The sequence below is a fragment of the Limnohabitans sp. 15K genome (assembly GCF_002778285.1).
Taxonomy (GTDB): domain Bacteria; phylum Pseudomonadota; class Gammaproteobacteria; order Burkholderiales; family Burkholderiaceae_C; genus Limnohabitans_A.
Genome location: NZ_NESM01000001.1, coordinates 722,214 through 745,884 on the forward strand (window position 1 = coordinate 722,214; position 23,671 = coordinate 745,884).

A 23,671-nucleotide genomic window follows, 5' to 3' on the forward strand; every position below is an offset into this window, starting at 1 on the left:
AGGGCCATGCACCCCGATGGCATTGATCACTCAACGGTGATCTTCTCGTCTTTCACTATTTTTGCCATGGCCGGGATCTCGGCTTTGAGCCAGTTGCCAAACTCGTTAGGCGTCATGGCCGATGGCTCCGCGCCCAGAGTGGTCAAGCGCTCACGCACATCGGGCATGGCGGCAATGCGCTGCACCTCGGCGTGGATTTTGTCGATGACGGCTTTGGGTGTGCCCGCAGGGGCCAGCAGGCCCTGAAAACTGCCCGTCAAAAAGCCAGGCAGGCTTTCGGCCACCGTGGGCGTGTCGGGTGTTTGGGCGTTGCGCTTGGCGCCGGAGATGGCGATCAATTTGATCTTGCCCGCCTTCACATGGGGATAAGTGGCCACCATGCCGTTGAACATGACATCCACCTGGCCACCGATCAAGTCGGTGATGGCTTGTGCGCCGCCTTTGTAAGGCACATAGCCCCACTCGATGCCGTTTCGCTGCGCGTACATGACGCCCGCCAGATGCGAGGCGCTGCCCATGCCAGCGGCCACAGCGTAATTGAGCTTTCCTTTTTGGGCTTTGGCGTAGGCCACCAGCTCGGCCGGGGTGTTGGCGGGCACCTTGGTGCTCACAGCCAACAAGTGGGGTGAGTAAGCCACCATCGCCACTGGGGCAAAGTCAGTGGCCACATTGAAGGGCAATTTGAACAAAGCGGGGCTGATCACCAGATTGCCCACGTCCATCAGCACCAGGGTGTGGCCATCAGCGGGAGATTTGGCGACCAGATCGGCACCCAAGTTGCCACTGGAGCCGGGACGGTTTTCGATCACCACGGGCTGGCCCCAGCTTTCGGTCATCTTCTGACCCACTATGCGGGCCAACACGTCAGACGTGCCACCCGCTGGGAAAGGCACGACGATTTTGATGGGTTTGGTGGGGTAAGCCGCCTGGGCCCAAGCCGGTGCCGTGGGCGTCATCAGAACCGCTGCCAATGCAGCAAACAAAAATGGCTTTTTCATCTCAATCTCCGGTTTGTAAAAAATACACAGTCATCACGAAAACTCAACACTGCCTTGTGTCCAGCGACGCGCCTGCTCACTGAGCGACACACCCAAACCTGGCAAGGTTGGCACCAGCATGCGGCCGTCTTTGATCTGGATGCGTTCATTGAACAAGGGCTCCAGCCATTCAAAGTGCTCCACCCAAGGCTCGGTTTTGTAGGCTGCAGCCAAATGGATGTGCAGCTCCATCGCAAAGTGCGGGGCCAGCATGACGCCAGCGTGTTCGGCCAGCTGCGCAATCTTGAGGAAAGGGGTGATGCCGCCCACACGAGGGCCATCGGGCATCAGGAAATCGGCTGCGCGGTGGCGAATCAAGTCCCAGTGCTCCTGCACGCTGGTCAGCATTTCACCCGTGGCAATCGGGGTATCAAACTGCACAGCCAGCGCGGCATGGCCTTCATGGTCATAGGCGTCCAGAGGCTCTTCGATCCAGATCAGGTTCATTGGCTCCAAGCGGCGGCACATGCGCTGCGCGGTGGGGCGGTCCCATTGTTGGTTGGCGTCCACCATGATCGGAAAACGATCACCCAGATGCTGTCGCACTGCGCTCACGCGCTCGATGTCTTTGTCATAGTCAGGCTGACCCACTTTGAGCTTGATACCGCCAATGCCCTTGGCCACCGAGGCCGAAGCGTTGACCAAGAGCTGATCGAGTGGTGTATGCAAAAAACCGCCTGAGGTGTTGTAACAGCGCACGCTGTCGCGGTGAGTCCCAAGCAGCTTGGCCAAAGACAAGCCTGCGCGTTTGGCTTTCAGGTCCCACAGCGCCACATCAAAAGCCCCGATGGCCTGCACTGAAAGGCCGCTTCGGCCTACCGAAGCACCCGCCCAGCAGAGCTTGTCCCAGAGCTTGGCGATGTCGTTCGGGTCTTCCCCCAACAAGACTGGGGCGATTTCTTTGGCATGGGCAAACTGGCCGGGGCCTCCGGCGCGTTTGGAGTAACTGAAACCCACACCCTCAGCGCCATCCTTGGTTTTGATCTCGACGAACAGGATGGCGATTTCAGTCATCGGCTTTTGCCGACCGGTCAACACCTTGGCGTCGCTGATCGGCGTGGCCAAAGGCAAGGTGCAGGCAGAGACACGGACCCAAGAGATGGCATCGGACATGGTTGGACTTTCTTACTGGGGCTTGATGCCGGCGGTCTTGATCACACGGGTCCACTGGTCCAACTCGGATTTGACGAACTCGGTGTAGGGCTTGCTACCCTGGGACGGGATCACAAAGCCTGTCGAAGTCAGTCGTTGCTTGAAATTGGCTGACTGCATCGCTTGCGCCATGGCCGCCTCAAGCTTGTCCACGATGGGCTGGGGTGTGCCCTTAGCCACTGACAAGCCCGACCAGGACAGCGCTTCAAAACCCTTGTAGCCAGATTCGGCCACGGTCGGTACATCAGGGTAAAGCGCATTGCGCTCTTTGCTGGTCACGGCCAGTGCCCGCAGCTTTCCGGCTTTAACATGCGGCAGCGCCACATCCTGGTTCAAAAAGACCATGGGAACGGTACCGGCCAGCAAGTCGTTGAGCATGGGACCGCCGCCACGGTAGGGAATGCCCGTCAGGAAAATGTCAGCGGTCTGCTTGAACAATTCCATCGCCATGTGTCCAGAGGCAGCATGGGTGTAGCCGTAATCGAGTTTCCCGGGGTTCTTCTTGGCATGGTCCACCAACTCTTTCACCGTCTTGAACGGTAATGAAGGATGAACCAGCAGCACGTTAGGGCCCGAGTGCACTTGCGTGAGGTGAATGAAATCGGTTACCGAGTTGTACTTGATGTTGGGGTCCAGGCCATGCGCCACAGCGTTCTGGCCCACGCCGGTCTGGATGATGGTGTAACCATCTGCAGGCATCTTGACGGCGCGATCGGTGCCGACAATGCCCCCGGCGCCACCGATGTTCTCGACGACCACCGGCTGTTTCAGGACTTTGGTCAGTTCTTCAGACATCAAGCGGCCCATGACATCGCTGGTGCCGCCGGGTGGAAAGGCAACGATCAGTTTGATCGGTTTGTTGGGGTAATCCGCTTGGGCCAAGGCTTGGCCTTGGCTGAGCAAGCCCAGACCAGCAAGGCCGATCGCGGTGAGCAGTTGGCGTTTTTTCATCATCTTTGTCTCCTGGTGTTGTCGTGTCAAAAAAGTCAATGGGTGCTTGGGTTTTCAGGTGATCGGAGCCGGGTTGAAAAGCACCAGCGCGTTGTGCAGCTTCCAGTGCTCAGCCCAGGTTCTTTTGCCGCTGGCGGTTTCGAGCAGCATGCGAAACAGCGCCCAGCCAGCGTCTTCAATCGTCATCTCGCCATCGGCGATCTGACCCGCGTTGAAATCCATCAGGTCGTGCCAGCGGCGTGCCAAGTCACTGCGGGTAGCCACCTTGACCACTGGGCAGGCTTGCAGGCCATAGGGTGTGCCCCGGCCTGTGGTGAACACATGCACATTCATGCCAGCGGCCAGTTGCAAAGTGCCGCAGATGAAATCGCTGGCAGGCGTGGCCGCGAACACCAGGCCTTTTTGATCTGGCTTGAGCTTGTCGCCGGGCGCGAGCACGCTCGCAATGGCGCCGCTGCCACTTTTGATGATCGAGCCCATGGCTTTTTCAGCAATGTTGGACAAACCGCCCGCCTTGTTGCCCGGCGTGGTGTTGGCCGTGCGGTCCACACGGCCACGGTCGAGGTATTGGTCGTACCAACCGAGTTCGCGCACCACATCTTCGGCCACTGCATGTGTAGCTGAGCGGCTGGTGAGCTGCTCCACCGCATCACGCACTTCGGTGTTTTCAGAAAACATCACCGTGCCGCCCGAGCGCACGATCAGGTCAGCCATGTAGCCCACCGCCGGGTTGGCGGTCACGCCAGAAAACGCGTCGCTGCCACCACACTGAACCCCTACCACCAGCGCACTCGCGGGCACTGTCTGGCGCTTGCGAGCATTCAAGCGTTCCAAGTGGGGTTTGGCTCGTTGCACGATGTTGTCGATCATGGACATGAAGCCGACGTGCTCATCATCTTGCAGGCACACCAGATCGGGGCCTTGCGCCTTGTCACGGCTATCGTGGATCGGGAAGCTGCCAGGTGGCAAGAGGCGCGAGGGCTGCAACTTTTCGCAACCCAAGCTGACCACCATGACCTCGCCGCCAAAATTAGGGTTCAGGCTGATGTTGCGCAGGGTGCGGATAGGGATCTCGGCGCCTGGCGCGTCAATGGCCACACCACAGCCGTAACTGTGCTCCAGACCCACCACGCCGTCCACATTCGGGTAAAGCGGCAGCAACTCGTGCTCAATGCGCTCCACCGCAATCTTGACCACACCCGCCACACATTGCACCGTGGTCGTGATGGCCAGCAGGTTGCGCGTGCCGACCGAGCCATCGGCATTCACATAGCCTTCAAAGGTATGGCCCTCGAGCGGTGGCCAGGCCGGTGCGGGCTGGGTGGCCATGGGCAAACCTTGCAGCTCGCGTGCAGCCGGAATGTCGAGCAAACGCTCATGCACCCAGCGACCTGCTGCAATGGATTCGCGGGCGTACCCCACGGGCACGTTGTAGCGGAGCACGGCCTGACCCGCAGCGATGTCGGTCAAAGCCACCTTGTGGCCCTGCGGGACTTTGTCAAGCAACACCAGACCGGTTGCAGGACCTTCGGGCATGACCGTGCCTGAAGGCAAACCACTGTCGTTGGCAATGATGGCCACGTTGTCATCCGGGTGCATGCGGATGGCCAAAGGGCGAATGGGTGTGTTCATGTCAGTCAAAGGTCTCAAAAGCGGGGCTGTTTGCCCGTGAAACTGGGGTCGTATTTGCGCATTTGTCCCAAGTCATCGCGGTTGCGAATGCCGCAATGCACGTAGTTGTTGTGCAAGCGGGCCAGCGCCTCTGGGTCGATGGTGACACCCAGGCCCGGTGTGCGCGGCACACGCAGGCTGCCGTTTTCAAAATTCAGGCGACCACCCTGAACCACCTCGTCGTCTTGCCAGGGGTAATGGGTGTCACAGGCGTAGGCCAAATGCGGCACAGAAGCGGCCAGATGTGTCATCGCCGTCAGGCTGATGCCCAGGTGCGAGTTGGAGTGCATGGACAGGCCCATGTCAAAGGTCTGGCAAAGGCGCGAGAGCTGCTGCGTGGTGCGCAGGCCACCCCAATAATGGTGGTCAGACAGCACAATGCGCACTGGGCAGCCCAGGCGCACGTTCTCAGCAAACTCTTTGTAGTCCGTCACCACCATGTTGGTGGCCAAGGGCACGTCACATTGCCGGGCAATCGCGGCCATGCCGTCCAGCCCAGGCGCAGGGTCTTCGTAATACTCCAACACGCCGCGCAGTTGCTCGACCACCTTGAGGCTGGTGGCCACGGTCCAGTTGGCATTGGGGTCGATGCGCAGGGGTGCCCCCGGAAAAGCTTGGGCCAGTGCCAGCAGCGCCGCCACCTCCTGCTCAGGCGGCAAGGTGCCCGCTTTGAGCTTGATGCTCTTGAAGCCATATTGGGCGATCATGTGCCGAGCCTGGGCCACCATTTGTTCGGGGCTCAGGCCTTCGCCATAGGCATCAGCGCTGTAAGGCTTGTCAATGTGTTCGGCGTATTTGAAAAACAAGTAGGCGCTGAATGGCACGGTGTCTCGCGCAGCGCCGCCCAGCAAATCCACGATCGGGGCGCCAGCCAGTTGGCCTTGCAAATCGAGCATGGCCACCTCAAAAGCGCTGATGACCTTGGCCACGTTCTTGGACACATGGGTGCCGGGCGCCAACGAAATTTGTTCACCCAAAAACTCCGAAGCGTTTTGGCCCGGCGCCACCAGCGCGGCCACTCGGGTCTCCATGGTGTTGAGGTCCCAGGGCGAGAGGCCCTGCAAAGCCGGTGCGGCTTTGGCCAGCACATCGAGCATGGACTGGTCACCATAGGTCTCGTTGATGCCCACGCGCCCGCAGGCCGTTTCGATCTCGATGATCGAGCGCAAAGCCCATGGCTCGTGGATGCCCGCCGCATTGAGCAGCGGCGGATCACGGAACGCGATGGGCGTGATGCGAACGTGGCGTATGGCTAAGGGCATCACAAAAATACGGGTCCTGTTTCATCAAAAAAGTGATGGTGATCTGCGATGTTCTGATACATTGCCTTCAAATGCCTTATGTGATCAGTTGTCGTACAAGATGATTATGTGAGCCGTTCTTTAAACAGGAATGCGTATTTACCCGATGAACACCCCGGAAGTCGCCCCCGAAAAGCGCAAATCGCGCAGCCTGACCTACGAACTGGTCGATCAGCTGAGCGCAGACATACAAAACGGCAGCTTACAAAGTGGCCAGAAATTACCCACCGAAGCGGCCATCATGGAGCGCTTTGGCGTGAGCCGCACCGTGGTTCGCGAGGCCATCTCCAAACTGCAAGCCGCCAGCCTGGTGGAAACCCGTCACGGCATTGGCACCTTTGTGCTGGCGCAATCGGAGTCACCTTCATTTCGCGTGAACCCTGGCCAGCTGAGCACCCTGCACGATGTGATCGCCCTGCTCGAATTGCGCATCAGCATTGAGACAGAAGCTGCGGCTCTGGCTGCTGTCAGGCGCACAGACGGGAATTTGCGCGTCATGCAAGAAGCCATGAACGCATTTTCGGGGGCCATCGAAGAAGGCCGCGATGCGATTGCTGCCGACTTCCAGTTTCACCACGAAATTGCACGCGCCACACAAAACAACCACTTTGCCGACATGATGAACTCACTGGGTGCGCAGTCGATTCCCCGGGCAAGGCTGGAGACGGCCCCCGTCGTCGACGCGACACGATTGGCTTATTTGCGGCGTGTGCACCAAGAGCACGAAAACATTTTGAACGCCATTGCCGCACAAGATGCCGAGTCGGCTCGCGCTGCCATGCGCACCCACCTGTCCAACAGCCGTGACCGGCACAAAAAAGGCGCCTCGAGTCACCACTGACGCTCGCGCCAAGGGTTAACACGCATCACACCATGGCGGTTTAAGTTGTACGATGTCTGTTAAATCAACCGACATTTTCGCCATGCCCCAGACCTTCCCTACCCCTGTTGTCACGCGCATGCAGGTGATTCCTGTGGCGGGCCACGACGGCATGCTGATGAACCTCAGCGGCGCTCACGGCCCCTTCTTCACCCGCAACATCGTCATCCTGACCGACTCGTCTGGCCACACGGGCCTGGGCGAAGTGCCCGGTGGCGAAAAAATCCGCCAAACGCTGGAAGACGCCCGCCCGTTGGTCGAAGGCCAGCCGATTGGCAATTACAACCAAGTGCTGAACGCCATGCGCCAGCAGTTTGCCGACCGCGACAGCGGCGGCCGCGGCAACCAAACCTTTGACCTGCGCACCACCATCCACGCCGTCACCGCCGTGGAGTCGGCTTTGCTGGATTTGCTGGGCCAGCACCTGAACGTGCCCGTGTGCGCCCTGCTGGGCGATGGGCAGCAACGCAGCCGTGTGCAAATGCTGGGCTATCTGTTTTATGTGGGCGACCGCCAGCAGACCGACCTGGCGTACAAAAGCGAGCCCGACCAAGCCGACGACTGGTTGCGCCTGCGCCACGAAAAAGCCATGACGGCCGAAGCCGTGGTGCGCTTGGCCGAAGCCGCGCAAGCCCGTTATGGCTTTCAAGACTTCAAACTCAAGGGCGGTGTGCTGCGCGGCGAAGAAGAAGTCGAGGCCGTGGTGGCCCTGCACGAGCGCTTTCCCAAGGCCCGCATCACGCTCGACCCCAATGGCGGCTGGCTGCTCAAAGACGCCGTTCGCCTTTTGCGCGATCACCGCAGCACCATGGCTTATGCCGAAGACCCGTGCGGCGCAGAAGGCGTGTTCTCGGGCCGCGAGGTCATGGCCGAATTCCGCCGTGCCACGGGCTTGCTGACGGCCACCAACATGGTGGCCACCGACTGGCGCGAGATGGCCCACAGCATCCAACTGCAGTCGGTCGACATCCCGCTGGCCGACCCGCATTTCTGGACGCTGCAAGGCTCGGTGCGCGTGGCGCAGTTGTGCCAGATGTATGACTTGACCTGGGGCTCGCACTCCAACAACCATTTCGACATTTCGCTCGCCATGTTCACCCAGTGCGCTGCGGCAGCACCGGGCAAAGTCACGGCGATTGACACGCACTGGATTTGGCAAGACGGCCAGTTCCTCACCAAAGACCCGCTGCAAATCAAAGACGGCTATGTCGATGTGCCCGCCAAGCCTGGCTTGGGCATTGAGGTGGACATGGATGCGGTGATGCAAGCCAACCAGCTCTACCAACAACACGGCCTGGGTGCTCGCGATGACGCCATCGCCATGCAATACCTGATCCCCGGTTGGAAATTCAACAACAAAATGCCTTGTATGGTGCGCTGAGCACCCGGGCGATTCATTTCAAAGGAAACACCATGAAACTCGGATTCATTGGCTTGGGCATCATGGGCGTACCCATGGCTGGGCACCTGCTCGCGGGCGGCCACGAAGTCTTTGCTTTTTCGCGCAGCGGCGTGCCTGCTGCCGTGCTCGAACAAGGCGCCAAAGCCTGCTCCAGCCCGGCCGAAGTTGCACAAAAAGCCGACATCATTTTCACCATGGTGCCCGACACCCCGCATGTGGAAGACGTGCTGTTTGGCGACAAGGGCGTTGCCCAAGGCTTGAGCGCAGGCAAAACGGTGGTGGACATGAGCTCCATCTCGCCCATCGCCACCAAGGCCTTCGCAGCCAAGATCAACGCATTGGGTTGTGACTATCTGGATGCTCCAGTGTCTGGCGGCGAAGTGGGCGCCAAAGCGGCCAGCCTGACCATCATGGTCGGCGGCAGCGAGTCGACCTTCAACAAAGTGCAACCCTTGTTCGCGTTGATGGGCAAGAACATCACCCTGATCGGTGACAACGGCAGCGGCCAGACCTGCAAAGTGGCCAACCAAATCATCGTGGCGCTCAACATTGAGGCCGTGGGCGAAGCACTCTTGTTTGCCGCCAAAGCCGGTGCCGACCCGGCCAAAGTGCGCCAAGCCCTGATGGGCGGCTTGGCCACCAGCCGCATTCTGGAGTTGCATGGCGAGCGCATGATCAAGCGCACCTTCAACCCGGGCTTCCGCATCGAGTTGCACCAGAAAGACCTGAACTTGGCACTGGAAGGCGCCAAGGCCATGGGCCTGAGCCTGCCCAACACGGCCAACGCTCAGCAACTGATGAACACCTGCGTGGCGCATGGCGGCGCAGCATGGGACCACTCCGGCATCGTGCGAGCACTCGAGATCGCGGCCAATTTCCAGGTTGCAGGCAACTGAACACCCCCCATTCCTCTCAAGAGACAAACACCATGGACATGCCCATCAACCATTTCAAACACGCCATCCAGTCCGGCCAAAAGCAAATTGGCCTGTGGTCGCACCTGTGCAGCAACATCAGCACCGAAATCCTGGCGCATTGCAACTTTGACTGGCTGCTGCTGGACATGGAGCACTCCCCGAACGACCTGACGGAAATCGTGGCGCAATTGCAAGCCATGAAAGGCAGCCCGACCACCCCCATCGTGCGCCCACCGTGGAACGACATGGTGACCTTCAAGCGCTTGCTCGATGTGGGCGTGCAAACCCTGCTGGTGCCCTACATCCAGACCGAAGAAGAAGCCCAACAAGCGGTGTCCTACACCCGCTACCCGCCCCACGGCGTGCGCGGTTATGCGGGTGCACCCCGCGCCAGCCACTATGGCCGCGTAAAGGGTTATGCCCAACACAGCAGCGAAGAGATTTGTGTGCTGCTTCAGGTCGAAACCGTGTTGGGCCTGCAAAACATCGAAGCCATTGCCAACGTGGACGGCGTGGACGGTGTGTTCATCGGCCCCGGCGACTTGTCGGCAGCGCTCGGCCACCTGGGCAACCCCAAGCACCCCGAGGTGCTCAAGGTCATTGACGAATCCATCGCACGCATCAAGGCCTGCGGAAAGGCTGCGGGCATCTTGACGGGCGATGAAGCCCTGGCCAAACACTACGTGGACCAAGGCTGCCTGTTTGTGGCCGTGGGTGCTGACCAAAACGTGCTGCGCGACAGCGCCACGGCATTGGCTGGCCGTTTCAAGGCTTGAGAACCGCCATGTTGACCACGCCTGCATCAACCCTGCGCTTTCACCGGCTATTGCTCACGGGCGCAGCCGGTTATTTGGGCCGCGAACTGCGCCCTCGCCTCAAAGCCTACTGTGATGTGCTGCGCCTGAGCGATCGCGCCGATCTGAGCCCGGCCATTGAGGGTGAAGAGGTTCAGATCACGGCTTTGGAAAACAAAGACCAGGTGCTGGACTTGCTTCACCAAGTGAGCGCAGTGGTGCACTTGGGCGGCGTGTCCACCGAACAGCCCTGGGAGATGGTCCTGGCCAGCAACATCGCGGGCATGGTCAATCTGTATGAAGCTGCCCGCTTACAAGGTGTGAAGCGCATTGTGTTTGCCAGCTCCAACCATGTGACGGGTTTTTACCGCCAAGACGAAGTCGTCAACACCCGCATGTCGCCTAAGCCCGACGGCTTTTACGGCTTGTCCAAAGCGTTTGGCGAAGACGTGGCGCAGATGTACTGGGACCGCTGGGGCATCGAAACGGTGAGCATCCGCATCGGCTCCTCCACCCCCGAACCCAAAGACCGCCGCATGCTCGCCACCTGGCTGAGCCACGATGACTTGGAACGCCTGGTGGTGGCCGCCCTCACCGCCCCCATCGTGGGCCACAGCATCATCTACGGCATGTCGGACAACCAAACCACCTGGTGGGACAACACCCACGCCAAACACATCGGTTACCGGCCGTTGGATTCGTCCGATGGTTTCCGCCCTGCCGTCGAAGCCCGCCAGCAAACCATCGACCAGCATGATCCAGCCGCCATTTACCAAGGCGGCGCCTTCGTCAAGGCCACGCCCCACGGCTAAGCACACGCCCCCCAAGCCTGCTCTGGGGAGCGTTTACCCAGCGGCCCCACAATAAATTTCAAAAGGGCTGTCTCAAGTTTCACAGCGACCGGCAAGGCCTGCGGCTACGATGGGCAACTTTCAAAAATCGCTCTACCCCCAGCAGGAGACAAAAATGCCCGTGATCACCAACATCGAAGACCTGCGCGTTCTGGCCGAAAAGCGCGTGCCGCGCATGTTTTATGACTACGCCGACAGCGGCTCTTGGACCGAGGGCACCTACCGCGCCAACGAGACGGACTTCCATAAGATCAAGCTGCGCCAGCGCGTGGCCGTGAACATGGAAAACCGCACCACCGCCACCAAGATGGTCGGCATCGACACCAAAATGCCCGTTTGCATCGCCCCCGTGGGCCTCACGGGCATGCAGCACGCCGATGGTGAAATGCACGCCGCCATGGCCGCCAAGAAGTTCGGCATCCCCTTCACCCTGTCGACCATGAGCATCTGCTCGATTGAAGACATTGCGGCCCACACCCAAGCGCCGTTCTGGTTTCAGCTCTACATGATGCGCGACCGCGATTCCATGGCCCGCATGATCGACCGCTGCAAAGCCGCCAACGTGAGCGCCATGGTGCTCACACTCGATTTGCAGGTGATTGGCCAGCGCCACAAAGACATCAAAAACGGCTTGTCCGCGCCCCCCCGCCCCACCATTGCCAACATCATCAACCTGATGACCAAGCCACGCTGGTGCCTGGGCATGGCTGGCACCAAACGACACACCTTTGGCAACCTGGTGGGCCACGTCAAATCCGTGACCAACATGAAGTCGCTGGCCTCATGGACCAACGAACAGTTTGACCCAACCCTCAACTGGGAAGACATCGCTTGGGTCAAGAAGCAATGGGGCGGCAAGCTGATCTTGAAGGGCATCATGGACGTGGAAGACGCCAAGCTGGCCGTGGCCAGCGGTGCCGACGCGATTGTGGTGAGTAACCACGGCGGCCGCCAGCTCGACGGCGCCCCCAGCAGCATCGAAGCCTTGCCCGCCATCGTGGCGGCTGTCGGCGACCAGATTGAAGTCTGGATGGACGGCGGCATCCGCAGCGGCCAAGACGTGCTCAAGGCCTGGGCGCTGGGCGCTAAGGGCGTCATGATTGGCCGTGCCATGGTCTATGGCCTGGGCGCCATGGGCGAAGAAGGCGTGACCAAAGCGCTGCAAATCATCCACAAAGAGCTGGACGTGACCATGGCCTTTTGCGGTCACACCAACATCCAGAACGTCAACACCAACATCTTGTTGCCGGGCACCTACCCCAAAGCCTGAGCGCTGACGGCTCGCGCTATGCTTCAAGGGTGACCGACACCACACCCTCACCACCGCTGCCCCGGCGCATCGCCCACCTCGACATGGACGCGTTTTACGCGTCTTGCGAGTTGCTGCGCTACCCGCAGCTCAAGGGCTTGCCAGTGGTCATTGGCGGCGGACGCCGCAAAGAAGACGACCTGCTGAGCAAGCTGCAAGCGGCTTACCCTGAAGGCGAGTGGACCGAAGAGACTTTTGCCGAGCGGCTGGACCGCATCCCGGTCGATTTTTTCCCGCGTATCGAGGGCTACACCGGGCGCGGCGTGATCACCACCGCCACCTATGCGGCGCGGCAGTTTGGCATCGGCTCTGCCATGGGGCTGATGAAAGCCGCCAAGCTCTGCCCGCAAGCGCTCTTGCTGCCTGTGGACTTTGACCGCTACAGGCACTTTTCGCGTACCTTCAAAAGCATCATCACCGACATCGCCCCTATCATGCAGGACCGGGGGGTGGACGAGGTTTACATCGACTTCACCGAGGTGCCCGGTGGCCAACGCGAAGGCGGGCGCGTGTTGGCGCGGCTGATCCAGAAAAGTATTTTTGAGGCCACAGGCCTGACCTGCTCGGTGGGCGTGGCGCCCAACAAGCTGATCGCCAAGATGGCCAGCGAGTTCAACAAGCCGAACGGCATCTCGATCGTGCACGAGGCTGACCTACAGACCCTCATCTGGCCCCTGGCTTGCCGCAAGATCAACGGCGTGGGTCCCAAGGCCGATGAAAAGCTCAAGGGCTTTGGCATCCACACCATCGGCGACTTGGCGGCGCGTGAGCTGCACTGGCTGATTGAAAACTTTGGCAAAAGCTACGGAGCTTGGCTGCACGAAGCAGCTTGGGGCCGAGACGACCGCCCGGTAGAGACCGAAAGCGAACCCGTCAGCATGAGCCGCGAAACGACATTCGAGCGCGACCTGCACGCCGTACGCGACCGCGAAGAGCTCGGGGCCGTCTTCACCCGGCTGTGCGAACAAGTGGCCGCCGATTTGCAGCGCAAAGGCTACGAAGGCAAAACCATCGGCATCAAGCTGCGGTACGACAACTTCCAGGCCGTGACCCGCGACCAAAGCATTGACGGCTACACCGCAGACGCCAAACGCATCCGCCAATTGGCTGGCCAATGCCTCAAGCGCGTGGACTTGTCACGCCGCATTCGGTTGCTGGGCGTGCGGGTGGGGTCGTTGGTCAAGGCGGGGACAGCGCCTGCCACGGGTGCGTCTTACAGTGAAGCCATTGCCACCCCACCACCCCAAGCGAATGACCATGGACAAACTCAACTGCTTTTCTTTGACGACTGAAGGCCACGTTGCCCATTTGGTGATGAACCGCCCCGAGGCGATGAACACCATGCACCCCACCTTCTGGCGCGAACTGCACGAGGTGCTGACCGACATCCACAAAGCAGGCACCGCCCGGGCGCTGGTGATCTCGAGCACGGGCAAACACTTCAGCGCGGGCATGGACCTGCAAACCTTCGGCAGCGCCATCCAGATGGACGACACCAGCGCCGAAGGCCGCTCTGCGGTGTACGACCTGCTGACCGATATGCAGCACACCTTCACCCTGCTCGAAGAACTGCGCATCCCGGTGATCGCAGCCATCCACGGCGGCTGCATTGGCGGCGCGGTGGACATGGTCACCGCCTGCTGCATGCGCTATGCCTCGGCCGATGCGTTCTTCTGCATCCAAGAAATCAACATCGGCATGGTTGCCGACGTGGGCACTCTGCAACGCTTGCCCAAGTTATTGCCCATGGCCTTGGTCAAAGAACTGGCCTACACGGGCCGCCGCCTGAGTGCCGACAAAGCGCTGGCCCACGGCTTGGTGAACGAGGTGCTGCCCACCCACGAAGCCACCGTGGCCGCCGCCCTGCAAGCTGCCAAAGAAATCGCCAGCAAACCACCCGTGGCCATCTGGGGCACCAAGCAAGTGCTGCACTACGCCCGCGACCACAGCACCGAAGACAGCCTGCGCCACATGGGCTGGCTGCAAGGAGCGATCTGGAGCAACGCCAACGTGCGCGAAGCCATCAGCGCCATGCAACAAAAACGCGAAGCGAACTTTGCGCCGCTGCCGCCGCTCAAGGGGTTTCGGGAATTTGGGTGAAGGACTTGGGCACCTCACCCTTAAATAAACAATCCAAAAGTTTAATTTTTGCAGGATGATTACCCCTGAGAAGACATCATCAAAAATTGCGGCATAATTTCGTCAACAACTAACCCGAGCTCTTAGCGTGGCATGACCATCTGGGGCACGGGGGAAAAAGCCGGCGAAAGCCGGTTTTTTCGTTTCAGGGGGCCCTTTTGCTTCGTACCCGCGTTTACATCGACGGCTACAACTTTTATTACGGCTGCCTGAAGGGCACAAGCCACAAATGGCTTGACCTGGTGAAGTTGTTCAAATACAAGGTGCTTCCATCCATCACAGCCCAGTCAAACGGCGTGCAACTGCGGCCTGACCTTGAAAATCTGAGCATCAAGTATTTCACCACCAGACGCCCTTACACCAAGCCCATTTCTTGGTATCCGCGTCCAGATCTCATCGCACAAGCGCTGCAAATCAGCAGCGCCAACGGCATGAAGTCGAGCGATGTTTACAAGTGGCTACAGCAACCCAACCCCTACTGGGGCCAAGCACTCCCCCTGGACATGCTCAGCAACGAAAAAGATGGTCAGAAAGTCCTGGACTTCATGACCCACTGGCATGGCAGCAGATCAACATCCTTTGACCCATCAAGCCCATGAAAATCTTCCACAACACCCGCCACGCCGAGCACTCAGGCCGCCAGGAAATGTTCCGGGGCCGCTTGGTCGATTGCCACGAAGTGCCGCAGCGCTTGCAGCATGTGCTGGACGAACTGGTGCGACGGCCTGTGGGCACGCTGTTGCAACCAGCAGCCGACCTGCCGTTGGACGCGGCTTTGCGTCAAGTGCACAGCGCTGACTATCTGGACTTTTTGGCGCACGCTTGGCGCGACTGGGTGGCGCTGGACCCGGCCAATTCCAATGTGGACGCCCTGCCCTCGGTCTGGCCGCTGGCCTCCAAGCACGGCTTTCGGACCGATGTGCCGCCGCTCAACTTTGCGGCGAGGCTGGGGCAATTCGCGTTTGACTCGGGCACGCCCTTGATGGCGGGGAGCTGGGCCGCCGCACGCGAGGGCGCGGCCTGTGCGCTTGCCGCCGCGCAAGCGGTACTGGCGGGCGAGCGCTTTGCCATGGCGCTGACCCGGCCACCGGGCCACCATGCGGGGCCCAACTACATGGGCGGCTATTGCTTCATCAACAACGCCGCCGTGGCCGCGCAGGCCTTGCGCGACGGCGGACTGCAGCGCGTGGCCGTGCTGGATGTGGACTACCACCACGGCAACGGCACACAAACCATCTTTTACGAGCGCAGCGATGTGTTCACGGCGTCCATCCACGGCGATCCGCGCACCGAATACCCCTTCTTTTTGGGCCATGCAGACGAACGTGGCTATGGGGCTGGCGAGGGCTTCAACCTCAACCTGCCGCTGCCACGCGGCACCGGGTTTGAAGCCTGGTGGGCCGCGCTGCAATCCGCCATGCAAGCCGTGAGCGACTTTGCGCCGCAGGCACTGGTGGTGCCGCTGGGGCTGGACACTTTTGAGGGCGACCCGATCTCGGGCTTCAAGTTGCGCAGTGCGGACTACCTGCAGGTCGGCCGAGCGATTTCGGAGTTGGGTTTGCCGACGGTGCTCACGCTCGAAGGTGGCTACGCTGCGGCAGATTTGGGCGTGAACACGGTGAATGTGCTGGAAGGTCTTGGCCATTGAGGCCGACAGCGGTGATGCCAGCATTCGCCCCCAGGGGTGGGCTCCTACAAAATTCAGACGCTGTGCAGGGGTTTGTCACCCCTGAATGCTGCGCCAGCGCTCCAGCTCTGCGGGGCGCAGGCCATAGCGAGCCAACACGCCTTCGTGCAAACGCCTCAGCTCTTGCATGACCAAAGCCCGAACGTTTTCACGATCTGGCCCAGGCGCAGCCAGTAACACTTGATCGGCCACCAGCGCCAGCGGGTCTTGCTCGGGGTTTTGCACCACGGCTTTGACGATGTGGCGAATGGCGTCGCGGTAAGTCAGGCGCAGCACATCGGGCTCGACCACGCTGGACTTGGCGGTCAGGTATTCCTTGGTCGAGCGCTCATAGGCCCACATGAACAGGTCGCGCAGCAACTCCACGCGCCTCATCTCGTACACACCCAGCACCGAAGCGGTGTACCAGTCCTGCGACACGCCCAAAAACGTGAGCGGGCACAGGTTCGCCCGCAGCAGCGGCCAGTTGGCCAGCAGGCGCGACGTGCGCTTGTTGCAGTCGGCAAAGGGCTGCAAATACGGCAGGTGCACCATGGCAAAAAACGACTGCTCAAACGGGTCTTGGATGGCGTTGAATTTGGCCAGCGCTTCATCCAGCAAAGTGCCGATGAGCAACTGGCCCGATGGCGGCTGGTAATTGCTTTGCCCAATTTGCACCGGGTGCAGGCGCAAGCGGCCTTCGTCCTCGGGACTTTCGAGCAGGTTTTCTGACAAGGCGCTGTGCAGGTTCATCAGCACATAGCGGCTCAGCTGTGGCGCGGCCACGTTGTCCATGAGCAACTCGATGGCGGCCTTGTGGTTCAGGATCATCTGCGTCTCGGTCACGCCATGGCCTTGCGCCTGCTGGCCGTGGGCGATCAGGGCGCGGGTGTCCAGGCGCGTGTAGGTGTTGCCCTCCAGGTGGCTGGACGCCCAAGACAAATCGATCAACAAACGGTCAAGCACGGCGCGGCCATGGGTGCCCGCCGGTTGCGGCCCCGGCCCGGTGCGGCCCATGCGGTGCAACTGCGCCCGCACAGGCTGGGGCAGATAAAACGTGACGTTGGGCTGGTAGGCCTGCAAAAACTCAGACTGGTAACCCACGGGTTTGCGCGTGCTCCAGGGCTGGGCCAGATAGGCCCGGATGTCTTTGCTGTCGGGCGAGAGCGGCCACTGGCCCGTGGAGAGTTCTTCTTCGGCCCGCCAAGTGGATGACTCTGACAACCCGACCGAAGTGGGCAAAGCGTAAGCCAACACTTTTAGCGCGATTTCAATATTAGCCACATAACGGGTAGCACGCGCCTTGCCAACTGGCGCGATTTTGCCTTCTGCCACCCACTTTGCCAAAGCTCTTTGCAAGCTGCGGCGAGGCACATCGGGCCATTTTTCAGACGCCTGAGCAAGCGACAGACCATCTGGCTGGGCTTGAATAGCTATCAAAAGTTGGGTATTGAAGTCTGACATGATTGGCGCGATTATAAATTATCGCGCCAATTTTGCAACCCATGATGTGGCTAATCATTGATCCGGGCCGATATGGATTACATAAGCGCTTTTTGGTGGGAGCGGCGCCCTCGCCGCGAAGGAGACTTGCAGACCACCACACATCGCCCCGAGGGCGGGGCTCCCACAATGATCGCAGCGCTGATCGCTATGCCAAAAATAAGTAACACAAGTGTTACCATAAAATCACGAAGCGGCGACCCAAGTCAAGCCAGAAAGAAGGCCTTGGCTGTCAACAAAAAAGGAAAGTCAACATGACCTTGACGCGTGATTTCAGGCAAACCGTGGTTGAACGGGTGCAGCGTGATCCGGCTTTTGCCAAAGCACTGCTCGACGAAGCGGCCACGCTGTTTCTGAGCGGTGAGCCCGATTCGGCGCGATTGATCCTGCGCGATTTGGTCAACGCCACCGTCGGGTTTGAAGGCTTGGCCGAACTGACTCACAAACCCAGCAAGAGTCTGCACCGCATGCTTTCACCCAAAGGCAACCCCAGCATGGACAACCTGGCTGCCATCTTCGACGCCATCAGAAATTGGCTCAAAGTGACTTTCGATGTCCGCGTGGTCGAGTTGGCTTAAACCCAAAAAATGACCTGACAAGCACTCCGCAGGCCAGTGTCCAACTGCCCGCCTTTGAACCAACCACCCCCGCCACAGACCCTTTAGTTACACCCCCAGCACTCATCAATCCAAAAAACAGAGAACTTTTCCTTAACATCCAAGCTCACTTTATGAGCACCAAATGGGTCTTAATTGGAACGAAATCAAATCCAGGGCATTGTTTTTCAGCAAAACCTGGGCCGACGCCTGCAACGAAGACAGCCAGGCCAAGCCCTTTTGGATCGACTTCTTTGAAATCTTTGGCATCACCAACAAACGCGTCGCCACCTTTGAGCTGAACGTCAAAAAGCTCGGCGGCGCACAAGGCTTTGTGGACCTGTTTTGGCCCGGCGTGCTGTTGGTGGAGCACAAGTCGCGCGGCAAAAGCCTGGACGACGCGGTGGACCAAGCCATTGGCTACCTGCACAACCTGCCCGAGCGCGACCTGCCGCAGTTGGTGGTGGTGTGCGACTTTGCCCGCTTTCGGGTGCGGCGCCTGGCCACGGGCGAGACGGTCGAGTTTGAACTCAAGCACCTGCACATACACGTCAAGCTCTTTGGCCTGCTGGCGGGCTACAAGGTGCAAGACATTCGTTCGGAAGACCCGGTCAACATCAAGGCCGCCGAACGCATGGGCCGCCTGCACGACGCCCTGAAAGCCTCAGGCTACCAAGGCCACGCGCTCGAGGTGCTGCTGGTGCGCCTGCTGTTTTGTTTGTTTGCCGACGACACGGGCATCTTTCAGCCCGCGCAATCGTTCAGAGACTTTGTCGAAGAACGCACCGCGCCCGACGGCTCGGACCTGGGGCCGCGCTTGGGGCAACTGTTTCAGGTGCTCAACACGCACGAGAGCCAACGCAGCAAAAACATCGACGAACAACTGGGCCAGTTTGCCTACATCAACGGCCGCCTGTTTGAAGAAACCCTGCCCATGGCCGACTTCAGCACCGCCATGCGCGAAGCCCTGCTGGACGCCTGTGCGCTCGACTGGTCGGCCCTCAGCCCGGCGATTTTTGGCAGCTTGTTCCTGAGCATCATGGACGAGAAAGCCCGCCGCAACCTGGGCGCGCACTACACGTCTGAGGCCAACATCCTCAAGCTGATCAAGCCGCTGTTTCTGGACGAACTGCACGCCGAGTTTGAGCGTGTCAAAGGGCACCGCAACAAGCTGTTTGAGTTTCACAAAAAGCTGCGCCAGCTGACGTTTTTTGACCCGGCCTGTGGGTGCGGAAATTTCTTGGTCATCAGCTACCGCGAGCTGCGCGAGCTGGAGCTGAAGGTACTGCGGGCCGACCACGAACTGAGCGCCCACAAAGGCCAGCTGACGGTGGACGTGCATGGCCTGATCGGCGTGAACGTGGACCAATTCTTTGGCATCGAGATCGAAGAGTTTCCGGCACAGATTGCGCAGGTGGCCCTGTGGCTGATGGACCACCAAATGAACCTGCGCGTGAGCGTGGAATTTGGCCTGTACTTTGCCCGCATCCCGCTCAAAAGCTCACCGCAAATCCGCCACGCCAACGCGCTGCAGCTGGACTGGCACGAGGTGCTGCCTGCGGAGCGGTGCAGCTATGTGCTGGGCAATCCACCGTTCTTGGGCAAGACCTACCAAAGCAAAGAACAAAAAGCCGACCTGGCTGCCGTGATGCACGGCATACACGGCGCCGGTGATCTGGACTTTGTGTGCGGCTGGTACGTGCTGGCCGCGCAATACATGCAAGGCCGCATGGGCACGCAAGCCGCCTTTGTGTCGACCAACAGCATTACCCAAGGCGAACAAGTGGCCGTACTGTGGGGCGAAATGCAGCGCCTGGGCATGCACACCCACTTTGCGCACCGCACATTTCAGTGGAGCAACGAAGCCAGCGGCAAAGCCGCCGTGCATTGCGTGATCGTGGGCTTTGGCCCCGAAGACCAAGCCGTCAAAACCATTTACGAATACGAAGACATCAAAGGCCTGCCGCATGCCGTGCCTGCCAAGCGCATCAATGCGTATTTGGTGGATGCGCCAGATGTGTTGCTGAACAAGCGTCGCACACCCATTTGCCAAGTGACCGAGATGACCAATGGCAGCAAACCAACAGATGGTGGGCATTTGCTGCTGGACGATGCCGAAAAAGAAAGCCTGATCAAGGCGGAACCACGAGCCGCGCCATGGATTCGCCCTTTTATGGGCGCAGAAGAATTCATCAACAAAACAGCGCGTTGGTGTCTGTGGTTGGTGGACTGCCCGCCCAAAGAACTGCGGCTGATGCCAGAAGTCATGAAGCGCGTGCAATCGGTCAAAGCCATGCGCTTGGCCAGCGCAGACAAACAAACGCAACAAGACGCAGGTACGCCCACACAATTCCAAAAAATCAGGCAACCCGCAAACAATTACCTGTTGATTCCCAGCGTCTCGTCGGAGCGGCGCAACTATGTGCCGATCGGTTTCATGGATGCCCATGTCATCGTGAGCAATCTGGTCTATGCCGTACCCGACGCCACGCTTTTTGACTTCGGCATCATGACCAGCAGCATGCACAACGCCTTCATGCGCTTCACCTGCGGACGACTGAAAAGTGATTTCCGTTACTCCAACACCATCGTCTACAACAACTACCCCTGGCCCGGCTTCGCTGGCGAGCCACTCAGCGACAAACACCGCACCGCCATCGAACAAGCCGCCCAATGCGTGCTCGACGCCCGCGCCCAATTCGCAAGCTCGTCACTGGCCGACCTCTACTACCCGCTGACGATGCCCCCGGCCCTGCTCAGGGCCCACCAAAAACTAGACACCGCCGTAGACGCCGCCTACCAACCCAGCGGCGGCAAAAAGACCTACGCCTCCGACGCCGAACGCGTAGCATTCCTGTTCGAGCTTTACCATCGCATCACCAGCTTGCTGCCTAAACCGGCGGTCAAGAAACCCAGCAAGACCAAACTTGGATGAAGTTAAAAAATATGACCGGATTGACCTATCGCCGAAAGTGGGCGATTGAAGTGAATGACTTATTTGCAGCGATTGTTGCTAAAAGTGTGTCAATCACAAAACAGCTATTTAAGTAATTGTCGACTTCAGATGGCTGCTCACACTTTGTTCATCAATAGCCCACTGCGAGATTGCCCGCAGAGCTTATGTCTCCATATATGAGAAGTTCATGCTTCAAAAAATGATTTATTGCTGAACATCAAACTAGGTAGAAGAGCATGAAAAAAACTGTATTTGTTATAGGGGCTGGCGCAAGCAAAGAAGTAGGGTTGCCCGTGGGCGCGGAGTTGAAGAGAATCATCTCTGACAGCTTGAATATTCGATTTGAGCATTTCAGTCAGCAAGTTGGCGGAGATTTCGAAATCACCCATGCTCTTCGCGTTTTGGTTGAAGGCAACACACCACCGAGTCGCGATATAAATCCATATTTGAAAGAGGCACACAAAATACGTGAAGGGATGCCACTAGCCATTTCGATCGACAACTTTATCGATATCCATTCAGGCAACGAGCTATTGGAGATATGCGGCAAGCTCGCTATTGTGTCGAGCATTTTGAATGCCGAGAACAAAAGCAAGCTTCAAGTTGATCGAACACTTGCAGATGCTACTGTCAACTTCTCGAAAATTGAAGATACTTGGTATACAACATTTTTCCAATTACTTACCGAGAATTGCCGACGCAAAGATCTCGCAAAAAGACTTTCGTTAGTTGTGCTCGTAATCTTCAATTACGACAGGTGCTTTGAGCAATTCTTGGTATCTGCACTCCGCAAAACTTACTTCCTTACAGATGTTGAGGCGAAGTCTTACCTTAAGCTGGTGAAAATCTTCCACCCTTATGGATCTGTTGGGTCATCAAATGATTGGGGTACCCCACAAGGGGTGGACTTCGGTACAAAACCAGACGCCAGAAACCTCATAACTATTGCCAAGCAGATCAAAACATTTACCGAGGGAAAAAATGAAGATGCGAGCGAAATCGTAGAGCTTAGAGAGCATGTGCGTTCGGCACCGAGGGTAGTGTTCCTAGGGTTTGCCTACCACCGCTTGAACATCGATCTTTTGGCCCCCAAGGAGCTAAACTTTAACGATCTGAATCAAGAGGTATATGGCTCTGCACTCGCCATTTCAGACTCGGATAAATCTAAGATCACCGCTCTTTTGAAGAATAGGCTTGGTGCGAATTCAGTTCTACTTCGTAACGACCTGACTTGCGCTGGCCTGTTAAATGAATACCGGCGCTCGCTATCAATGGTCTGAGATCTTTAATCTGACCTGCATAGATTTGTACAAAACGATCCGGCCTGATTTACTGCTAGGCAGTTCGCACGTTAGGCAGCTCCTCGCCCGGATAGCTAGTTCGTTAGAGATTTATGGACCTGCCCACGTCATCAATCAGATGATCTGTCAGATGCCCCACTGGCTTTCGAAAATTTGGCACCGTCCGCGGCCCATCCTTTAATCGCTGGGTAATACCGCGTTGAGGGTCTGTCAGCGTAACTAGTGAACAACCAACCCGTTCAATACAGATGCGCGTGACCTCTTCGCCGCAATAGCCATCACCGACTAAGGCCTGTTTGCCCATCTCACGCGCCGTGCGATAGCCCCCCACTCCCTTCACATAAGCCAGCAACTCGCTAAAAACGGATGGCAACATAGCGTGGACGAATCGCCCACCAGCAGCAGCTTGCGCCGTGCGCGGGTCATGCCCACGTTCATGCGGCGGATGTCAGACAAAAAGCTGATCTCGCCTTGGGGGTTGCTGAGCGTCAAGGTAATAGCAATGATGTCCCGCTCTTGGCCCTGAAACGAATCGACAGTGCCCACGCTGAGCCGGCGTTGCAGCTGATGGTCAGGCAGCCGTCAAAGGCTCCATGCGCACCACGGCACGCGCTCCCACAGCATTGGCAAAGCGTTGGACTGTTCGCATGGATGGCGTGCCCCTGCCACTTTCGATGCGTGCCACCACGCTTTGGGTCGTACCCATGCGTGCGGCCACATCGCCTTGCGTCAGGCCCGCTTTCATACGCGCTGCAATCAGTTCACGGGCCAGCTCAAACTCGGGCGCTTGTGCGTCATAGGCTTGGCGAACGGCGGGGTTGGCCAGCAGTTGGGCTTTCACGTCTTTCAAGCTTTTCACGTCGATTCCTCCAAGCGTTTCAATGCGGTTTCAATCGCGCTTCGTGGTGTGGTCTGCGTCTTTTTTATAAACACATGCAGCACCAGTAAAGTGCGCCCCTTAACGGCGGCGTAAACGGCACGGGCAATACCATCGCGGCCCGTCATGCGCATTTCCCACAGCTTGCTTTCAAGTGGCCGGATGTGCGGCAAGCCCACACGCTGCGGCCCTAGCTCTTCCAGCATTTCACCGATGTGCAAAAACCGGGCTTGCATATCGGCTGGGATGGTCTGCAATTCACGCTCCGCCAGTGGATGCAGGGTCACAGTCCATTGGGATTCGAGTATAGCCTTTTTGCTATCTTTTGGCTTTTTCATGCTGCTCCCCTAGGTCTCGCTTCATCCATG

General features: G+C 58.8%; 22 protein-coding genes. 13 read left to right on the plus strand and 9 right to left on the minus strand.

The genetic code is table 11. From position 1 onward, the window contains the following. Window positions 1-26 precede the first annotated feature (26 nt). From B9Z40_RS03380 to B9Z40_RS03400, 5 genes are read right to left on the minus strand one after another with little or no spacing between them, the layout of a single operon-like run. Entirely contained in the window at window positions 27-998 is a 972-nt protein-coding gene (locus B9Z40_RS03380) for a tripartite tricarboxylate transporter substrate binding protein (RefSeq protein WP_100171886.1), read from the minus strand. Between the two features lie 33 nt (window positions 999-1,031). Continuing rightward, window positions 1,032-2,150, minus strand: a complete 1,119-nt coding sequence (locus tag B9Z40_RS03385; RefSeq protein WP_100171887.1) for a mandelate racemase/muconate lactonizing enzyme family protein — start codon at window positions 2,148-2,150, stop codon at window positions 1,032-1,034. Between the two features lie 12 nt (window positions 2,151-2,162). Then, window positions 2,163-3,143, minus strand: a complete 981-nt coding sequence (locus B9Z40_RS03390) for a tripartite tricarboxylate transporter substrate binding protein (protein ID WP_100171888.1) — start codon at window positions 3,141-3,143, stop codon at window positions 2,163-2,165. A gap of 51 nt (window positions 3,144-3,194) precedes the next feature. Next, window positions 3,195-4,772, minus strand: a complete 1,578-nt coding sequence (gene garD, locus B9Z40_RS03395) for a galactarate dehydratase (RefSeq protein WP_199172480.1) — start codon at window positions 4,770-4,772, stop codon at window positions 3,195-3,197. 14 nt (window positions 4,773-4,786) lie between these two features. Next, window positions 4,787-6,073 (minus strand): enolase C-terminal domain-like protein, encoded by a 1,287-nt coding sequence (locus tag B9Z40_RS03400; RefSeq protein ID WP_100171890.1) that lies wholly within the window; start codon window positions 6,071-6,073, stop codon window positions 4,787-4,789. 145 nt (window positions 6,074-6,218) lie between these two features. Between B9Z40_RS03400 and B9Z40_RS03405 the strand changes: the two genes are divergently transcribed. The 10 genes from B9Z40_RS03405 to B9Z40_RS03450 all read left to right on the plus strand — a co-directional run bounded on the left by B9Z40_RS03405 (window position 6,219) and on the right by B9Z40_RS03450 (window position 16,052). Then, a complete protein-coding gene (locus B9Z40_RS03405) occupies window positions 6,219-6,953 on the plus strand; it encodes a FadR/GntR family transcriptional regulator (RefSeq protein ID WP_100171891.1) in 735 nt (244 codons plus the stop codon). An 82-nt stretch (window positions 6,954-7,035) separates the two neighbouring features. Next, window positions 7,036-8,373 (plus strand): glucarate dehydratase, encoded by a 1,338-nt coding sequence (gudD, locus tag B9Z40_RS03410; protein WP_100171892.1) that lies wholly within the window; start codon window positions 7,036-7,038, stop codon window positions 8,371-8,373. A 32-nt stretch (window positions 8,374-8,405) separates the two neighbouring features. Further along, complete coding sequence (locus B9Z40_RS03415) at window positions 8,406-9,290, plus strand: 2-hydroxy-3-oxopropionate reductase (protein ID WP_100172891.1); 885 nt, start codon at window positions 8,406-8,408, stop codon at window positions 9,288-9,290. Between the two features lie 32 nt (window positions 9,291-9,322). Then, window positions 9,323-10,087, plus strand: coding sequence for an HpcH/HpaI aldolase/citrate lyase family protein (locus tag B9Z40_RS03420; protein ID WP_100171893.1), 765 nt, complete (start codon window positions 9,323-9,325; stop codon window positions 10,085-10,087). 8 nt (window positions 10,088-10,095) lie between these two features. Then, the gene (locus B9Z40_RS03425; protein ID WP_100171894.1) at window positions 10,096-10,917 is read left to right on the plus strand and encodes an NAD(P)-dependent oxidoreductase; all 822 of its coding nucleotides are present in this window, start codon (window positions 10,096-10,098) and stop codon (window positions 10,915-10,917) included. Window positions 10,918-11,071: 154 nt separating this feature from the next. Further along, the gene (locus B9Z40_RS03430) at window positions 11,072-12,226 is read left to right on the plus strand and encodes an alpha-hydroxy acid oxidase (RefSeq protein ID WP_100172892.1); all 1,155 of its coding nucleotides are present in this window, start codon (window positions 11,072-11,074) and stop codon (window positions 12,224-12,226) included. Window positions 12,227-12,309: 83 nt separating this feature from the next. Further along, window positions 12,310-13,557, plus strand: coding sequence for a DNA polymerase IV (gene dinB / locus B9Z40_RS03435; protein WP_100172893.1), 1,248 nt, complete (start codon window positions 12,310-12,312; stop codon window positions 13,555-13,557). After that, window positions 13,523-14,365: an enoyl-CoA hydratase-related protein gene (locus tag B9Z40_RS03440; protein WP_100172894.1), complete on the plus strand. Its 843-nt coding sequence runs from the start codon at window positions 13,523-13,525 to the stop codon at window positions 14,363-14,365. Before dinB ends, B9Z40_RS03440 begins: the two co-directional genes overlap by 35 nt. Window positions 14,366-14,562: 197 nt before the next feature. Next, window positions 14,563-15,003 carry a DUF2384 domain-containing protein gene (locus B9Z40_RS17410; protein ID WP_100171895.1) on the plus strand — a complete coding sequence of 147 codons (441 nt, stop codon included), beginning with the start codon at window positions 14,563-14,565 and terminating at the stop codon, window positions 15,001-15,003. Further along, window positions 15,000-16,052, plus strand: a complete 1,053-nt coding sequence (locus B9Z40_RS03450; protein WP_100171896.1) for a histone deacetylase family protein — start codon at window positions 15,000-15,002, stop codon at window positions 16,050-16,052. Before B9Z40_RS17410 ends, B9Z40_RS03450 begins: the two co-directional genes overlap by 4 nt. A gap of 75 nt (window positions 16,053-16,127) precedes the next feature. On the opposite strand, the gene B9Z40_RS03455 is transcribed toward B9Z40_RS03450, so the two are convergent. Then, window positions 16,128-17,534, minus strand: a complete 1,407-nt coding sequence (locus tag B9Z40_RS03455; RefSeq protein WP_100171897.1) for a Fic family protein — start codon at window positions 17,532-17,534, stop codon at window positions 16,128-16,130. A 293-nt stretch (window positions 17,535-17,827) separates the two neighbouring features. On the opposite strand from B9Z40_RS03455, the gene B9Z40_RS03460 reads away from it, so the two are divergent. From B9Z40_RS03460 to B9Z40_RS03470, 3 genes are all read left to right on the plus strand, one after another. Then, window positions 17,828-18,151, plus strand: a complete 324-nt coding sequence (locus tag B9Z40_RS03460) for a DNA-binding protein (protein ID WP_100171898.1) — start codon at window positions 17,828-17,830, stop codon at window positions 18,149-18,151. A 163-nt stretch (window positions 18,152-18,314) separates the two neighbouring features. Continuing rightward, on the plus strand, window positions 18,315-21,104 hold the full coding sequence (locus B9Z40_RS03465) for a DNA methyltransferase (protein WP_100171899.1): 2,790 nt from the start codon (window positions 18,315-18,317) through the stop codon (window positions 21,102-21,104). Between the two features lie 257 nt (window positions 21,105-21,361). Beyond that, complete coding sequence (locus B9Z40_RS03470; RefSeq protein ID WP_100171900.1) at window positions 21,362-22,405, plus strand: hypothetical protein; 1,044 nt, start codon at window positions 21,362-21,364, stop codon at window positions 22,403-22,405. Between the two features lie 357 nt (window positions 22,406-22,762). On the opposite strand, the gene B9Z40_RS03475 is transcribed toward B9Z40_RS03470, so the two are convergent. Genes B9Z40_RS03475 through B9Z40_RS03485 form a run of 3 tightly spaced genes read right to left on the minus strand, consistent with a single transcriptional unit; the run spans window position 22,763 to window position 23,641 of the window. Further along, window positions 22,763-22,972 carry a C-terminal helicase domain-containing protein gene (locus B9Z40_RS03475; protein ID WP_199172481.1) on the minus strand — a complete coding sequence of 70 codons (210 nt, stop codon included), beginning with the start codon at window positions 22,970-22,972 and terminating at the stop codon, window positions 22,763-22,765. A 25-nt stretch (window positions 22,973-22,997) separates the two neighbouring features. Next, window positions 22,998-23,285: a helix-turn-helix transcriptional regulator gene (locus B9Z40_RS03480; protein WP_100171901.1), complete on the minus strand. Its 288-nt coding sequence runs from the start codon at window positions 23,283-23,285 to the stop codon at window positions 22,998-23,000. Beyond that, window positions 23,282-23,641 carry a type II toxin-antitoxin system RelE/ParE family toxin gene (locus tag B9Z40_RS03485; protein WP_100171902.1) on the minus strand — a complete coding sequence of 120 codons (360 nt, stop codon included), beginning with the start codon at window positions 23,639-23,641 and terminating at the stop codon, window positions 23,282-23,284. The genes B9Z40_RS03480 and B9Z40_RS03485 overlap by 4 nt, the downstream gene beginning before the upstream one ends. Window positions 23,642-23,671 lie beyond the last annotated feature (30 nt).

Bases quoted from the DNA above. Each gene is read 5' to 3' on its own strand.
- B9Z40_RS03455 (WP_100171897.1), bottom strand. From the start codon at position 17,534: ATGTCAGACTTCAATACCCAACTTTTGATAGCTATTCAAGCCCAGCCA.
- B9Z40_RS03385 (WP_100171887.1), bottom strand. From the start codon at position 2,150: ATGTCCGATGCCATCTCTTGGGTCCGTGTCTCTGCCTGCACCTTGCCT.
- B9Z40_RS03415 (WP_100172891.1), top strand. From the start codon at position 8,406: ATGAAACTCGGATTCATTGGCTTGGGCATCATGGGCGTACCCATGGCT.
- B9Z40_RS03470 (WP_100171900.1), top strand. From the start codon at position 21,362: ATGAAAAAAACTGTATTTGTTATAGGGGCTGGCGCAAGCAAAGAAGTA.
- B9Z40_RS03405 (WP_100171891.1), top strand. From the start codon at position 6,219: ATGAACACCCCGGAAGTCGCCCCCGAAAAGCGCAAATCGCGCAGCCTG.
- B9Z40_RS03430 (WP_100172892.1), top strand. From the start codon at position 11,072: ATGCCCGTGATCACCAACATCGAAGACCTGCGCGTTCTGGCCGAAAAG.
- gudD (WP_100171892.1), top strand. From the start codon at position 7,036: ATGCCCCAGACCTTCCCTACCCCTGTTGTCACGCGCATGCAGGTGATT.
- B9Z40_RS03450 (WP_100171896.1), top strand. From the start codon at position 15,000: ATGAAAATCTTCCACAACACCCGCCACGCCGAGCACTCAGGCCGCCAG.
- B9Z40_RS03425 (WP_100171894.1), top strand. From the start codon at position 10,096: ATGTTGACCACGCCTGCATCAACCCTGCGCTTTCACCGGCTATTGCTC.
- B9Z40_RS03390 (WP_100171888.1), bottom strand. From the start codon at position 3,143: ATGATGAAAAAACGCCAACTGCTCACCGCGATCGGCCTTGCTGGTCTG.
- B9Z40_RS03400 (WP_100171890.1), bottom strand. From the start codon at position 6,073: ATGCCCTTAGCCATACGCCACGTTCGCATCACGCCCATCGCGTTCCGT.
- garD (WP_199172480.1), bottom strand. From the start codon at position 4,772: ATGAACACACCCATTCGCCCTTTGGCCATCCGCATGCACCCGGATGAC.
- B9Z40_RS03465 (WP_100171899.1), top strand. From the start codon at position 18,315: ATGGGTCTTAATTGGAACGAAATCAAATCCAGGGCATTGTTTTTCAGC.
- B9Z40_RS03380 (WP_100171886.1), bottom strand. From the start codon at position 998: ATGAAAAAGCCATTTTTGTTTGCTGCATTGGCAGCGGTTCTGATGACG.
- dinB (WP_100172893.1), top strand. From the start codon at position 12,310: ATGGACGCGTTTTACGCGTCTTGCGAGTTGCTGCGCTACCCGCAGCTC.
- B9Z40_RS03485 (WP_100171902.1), bottom strand. From the start codon at position 23,641: ATGAAAAAGCCAAAAGATAGCAAAAAGGCTATACTCGAATCCCAATGG.
- B9Z40_RS03420 (WP_100171893.1), top strand. From the start codon at position 9,323: ATGGACATGCCCATCAACCATTTCAAACACGCCATCCAGTCCGGCCAA.
- B9Z40_RS03440 (WP_100172894.1), top strand. From the start codon at position 13,523: ATGGACAAACTCAACTGCTTTTCTTTGACGACTGAAGGCCACGTTGCC.
- B9Z40_RS03460 (WP_100171898.1), top strand. From the start codon at position 17,828: ATGACCTTGACGCGTGATTTCAGGCAAACCGTGGTTGAACGGGTGCAG.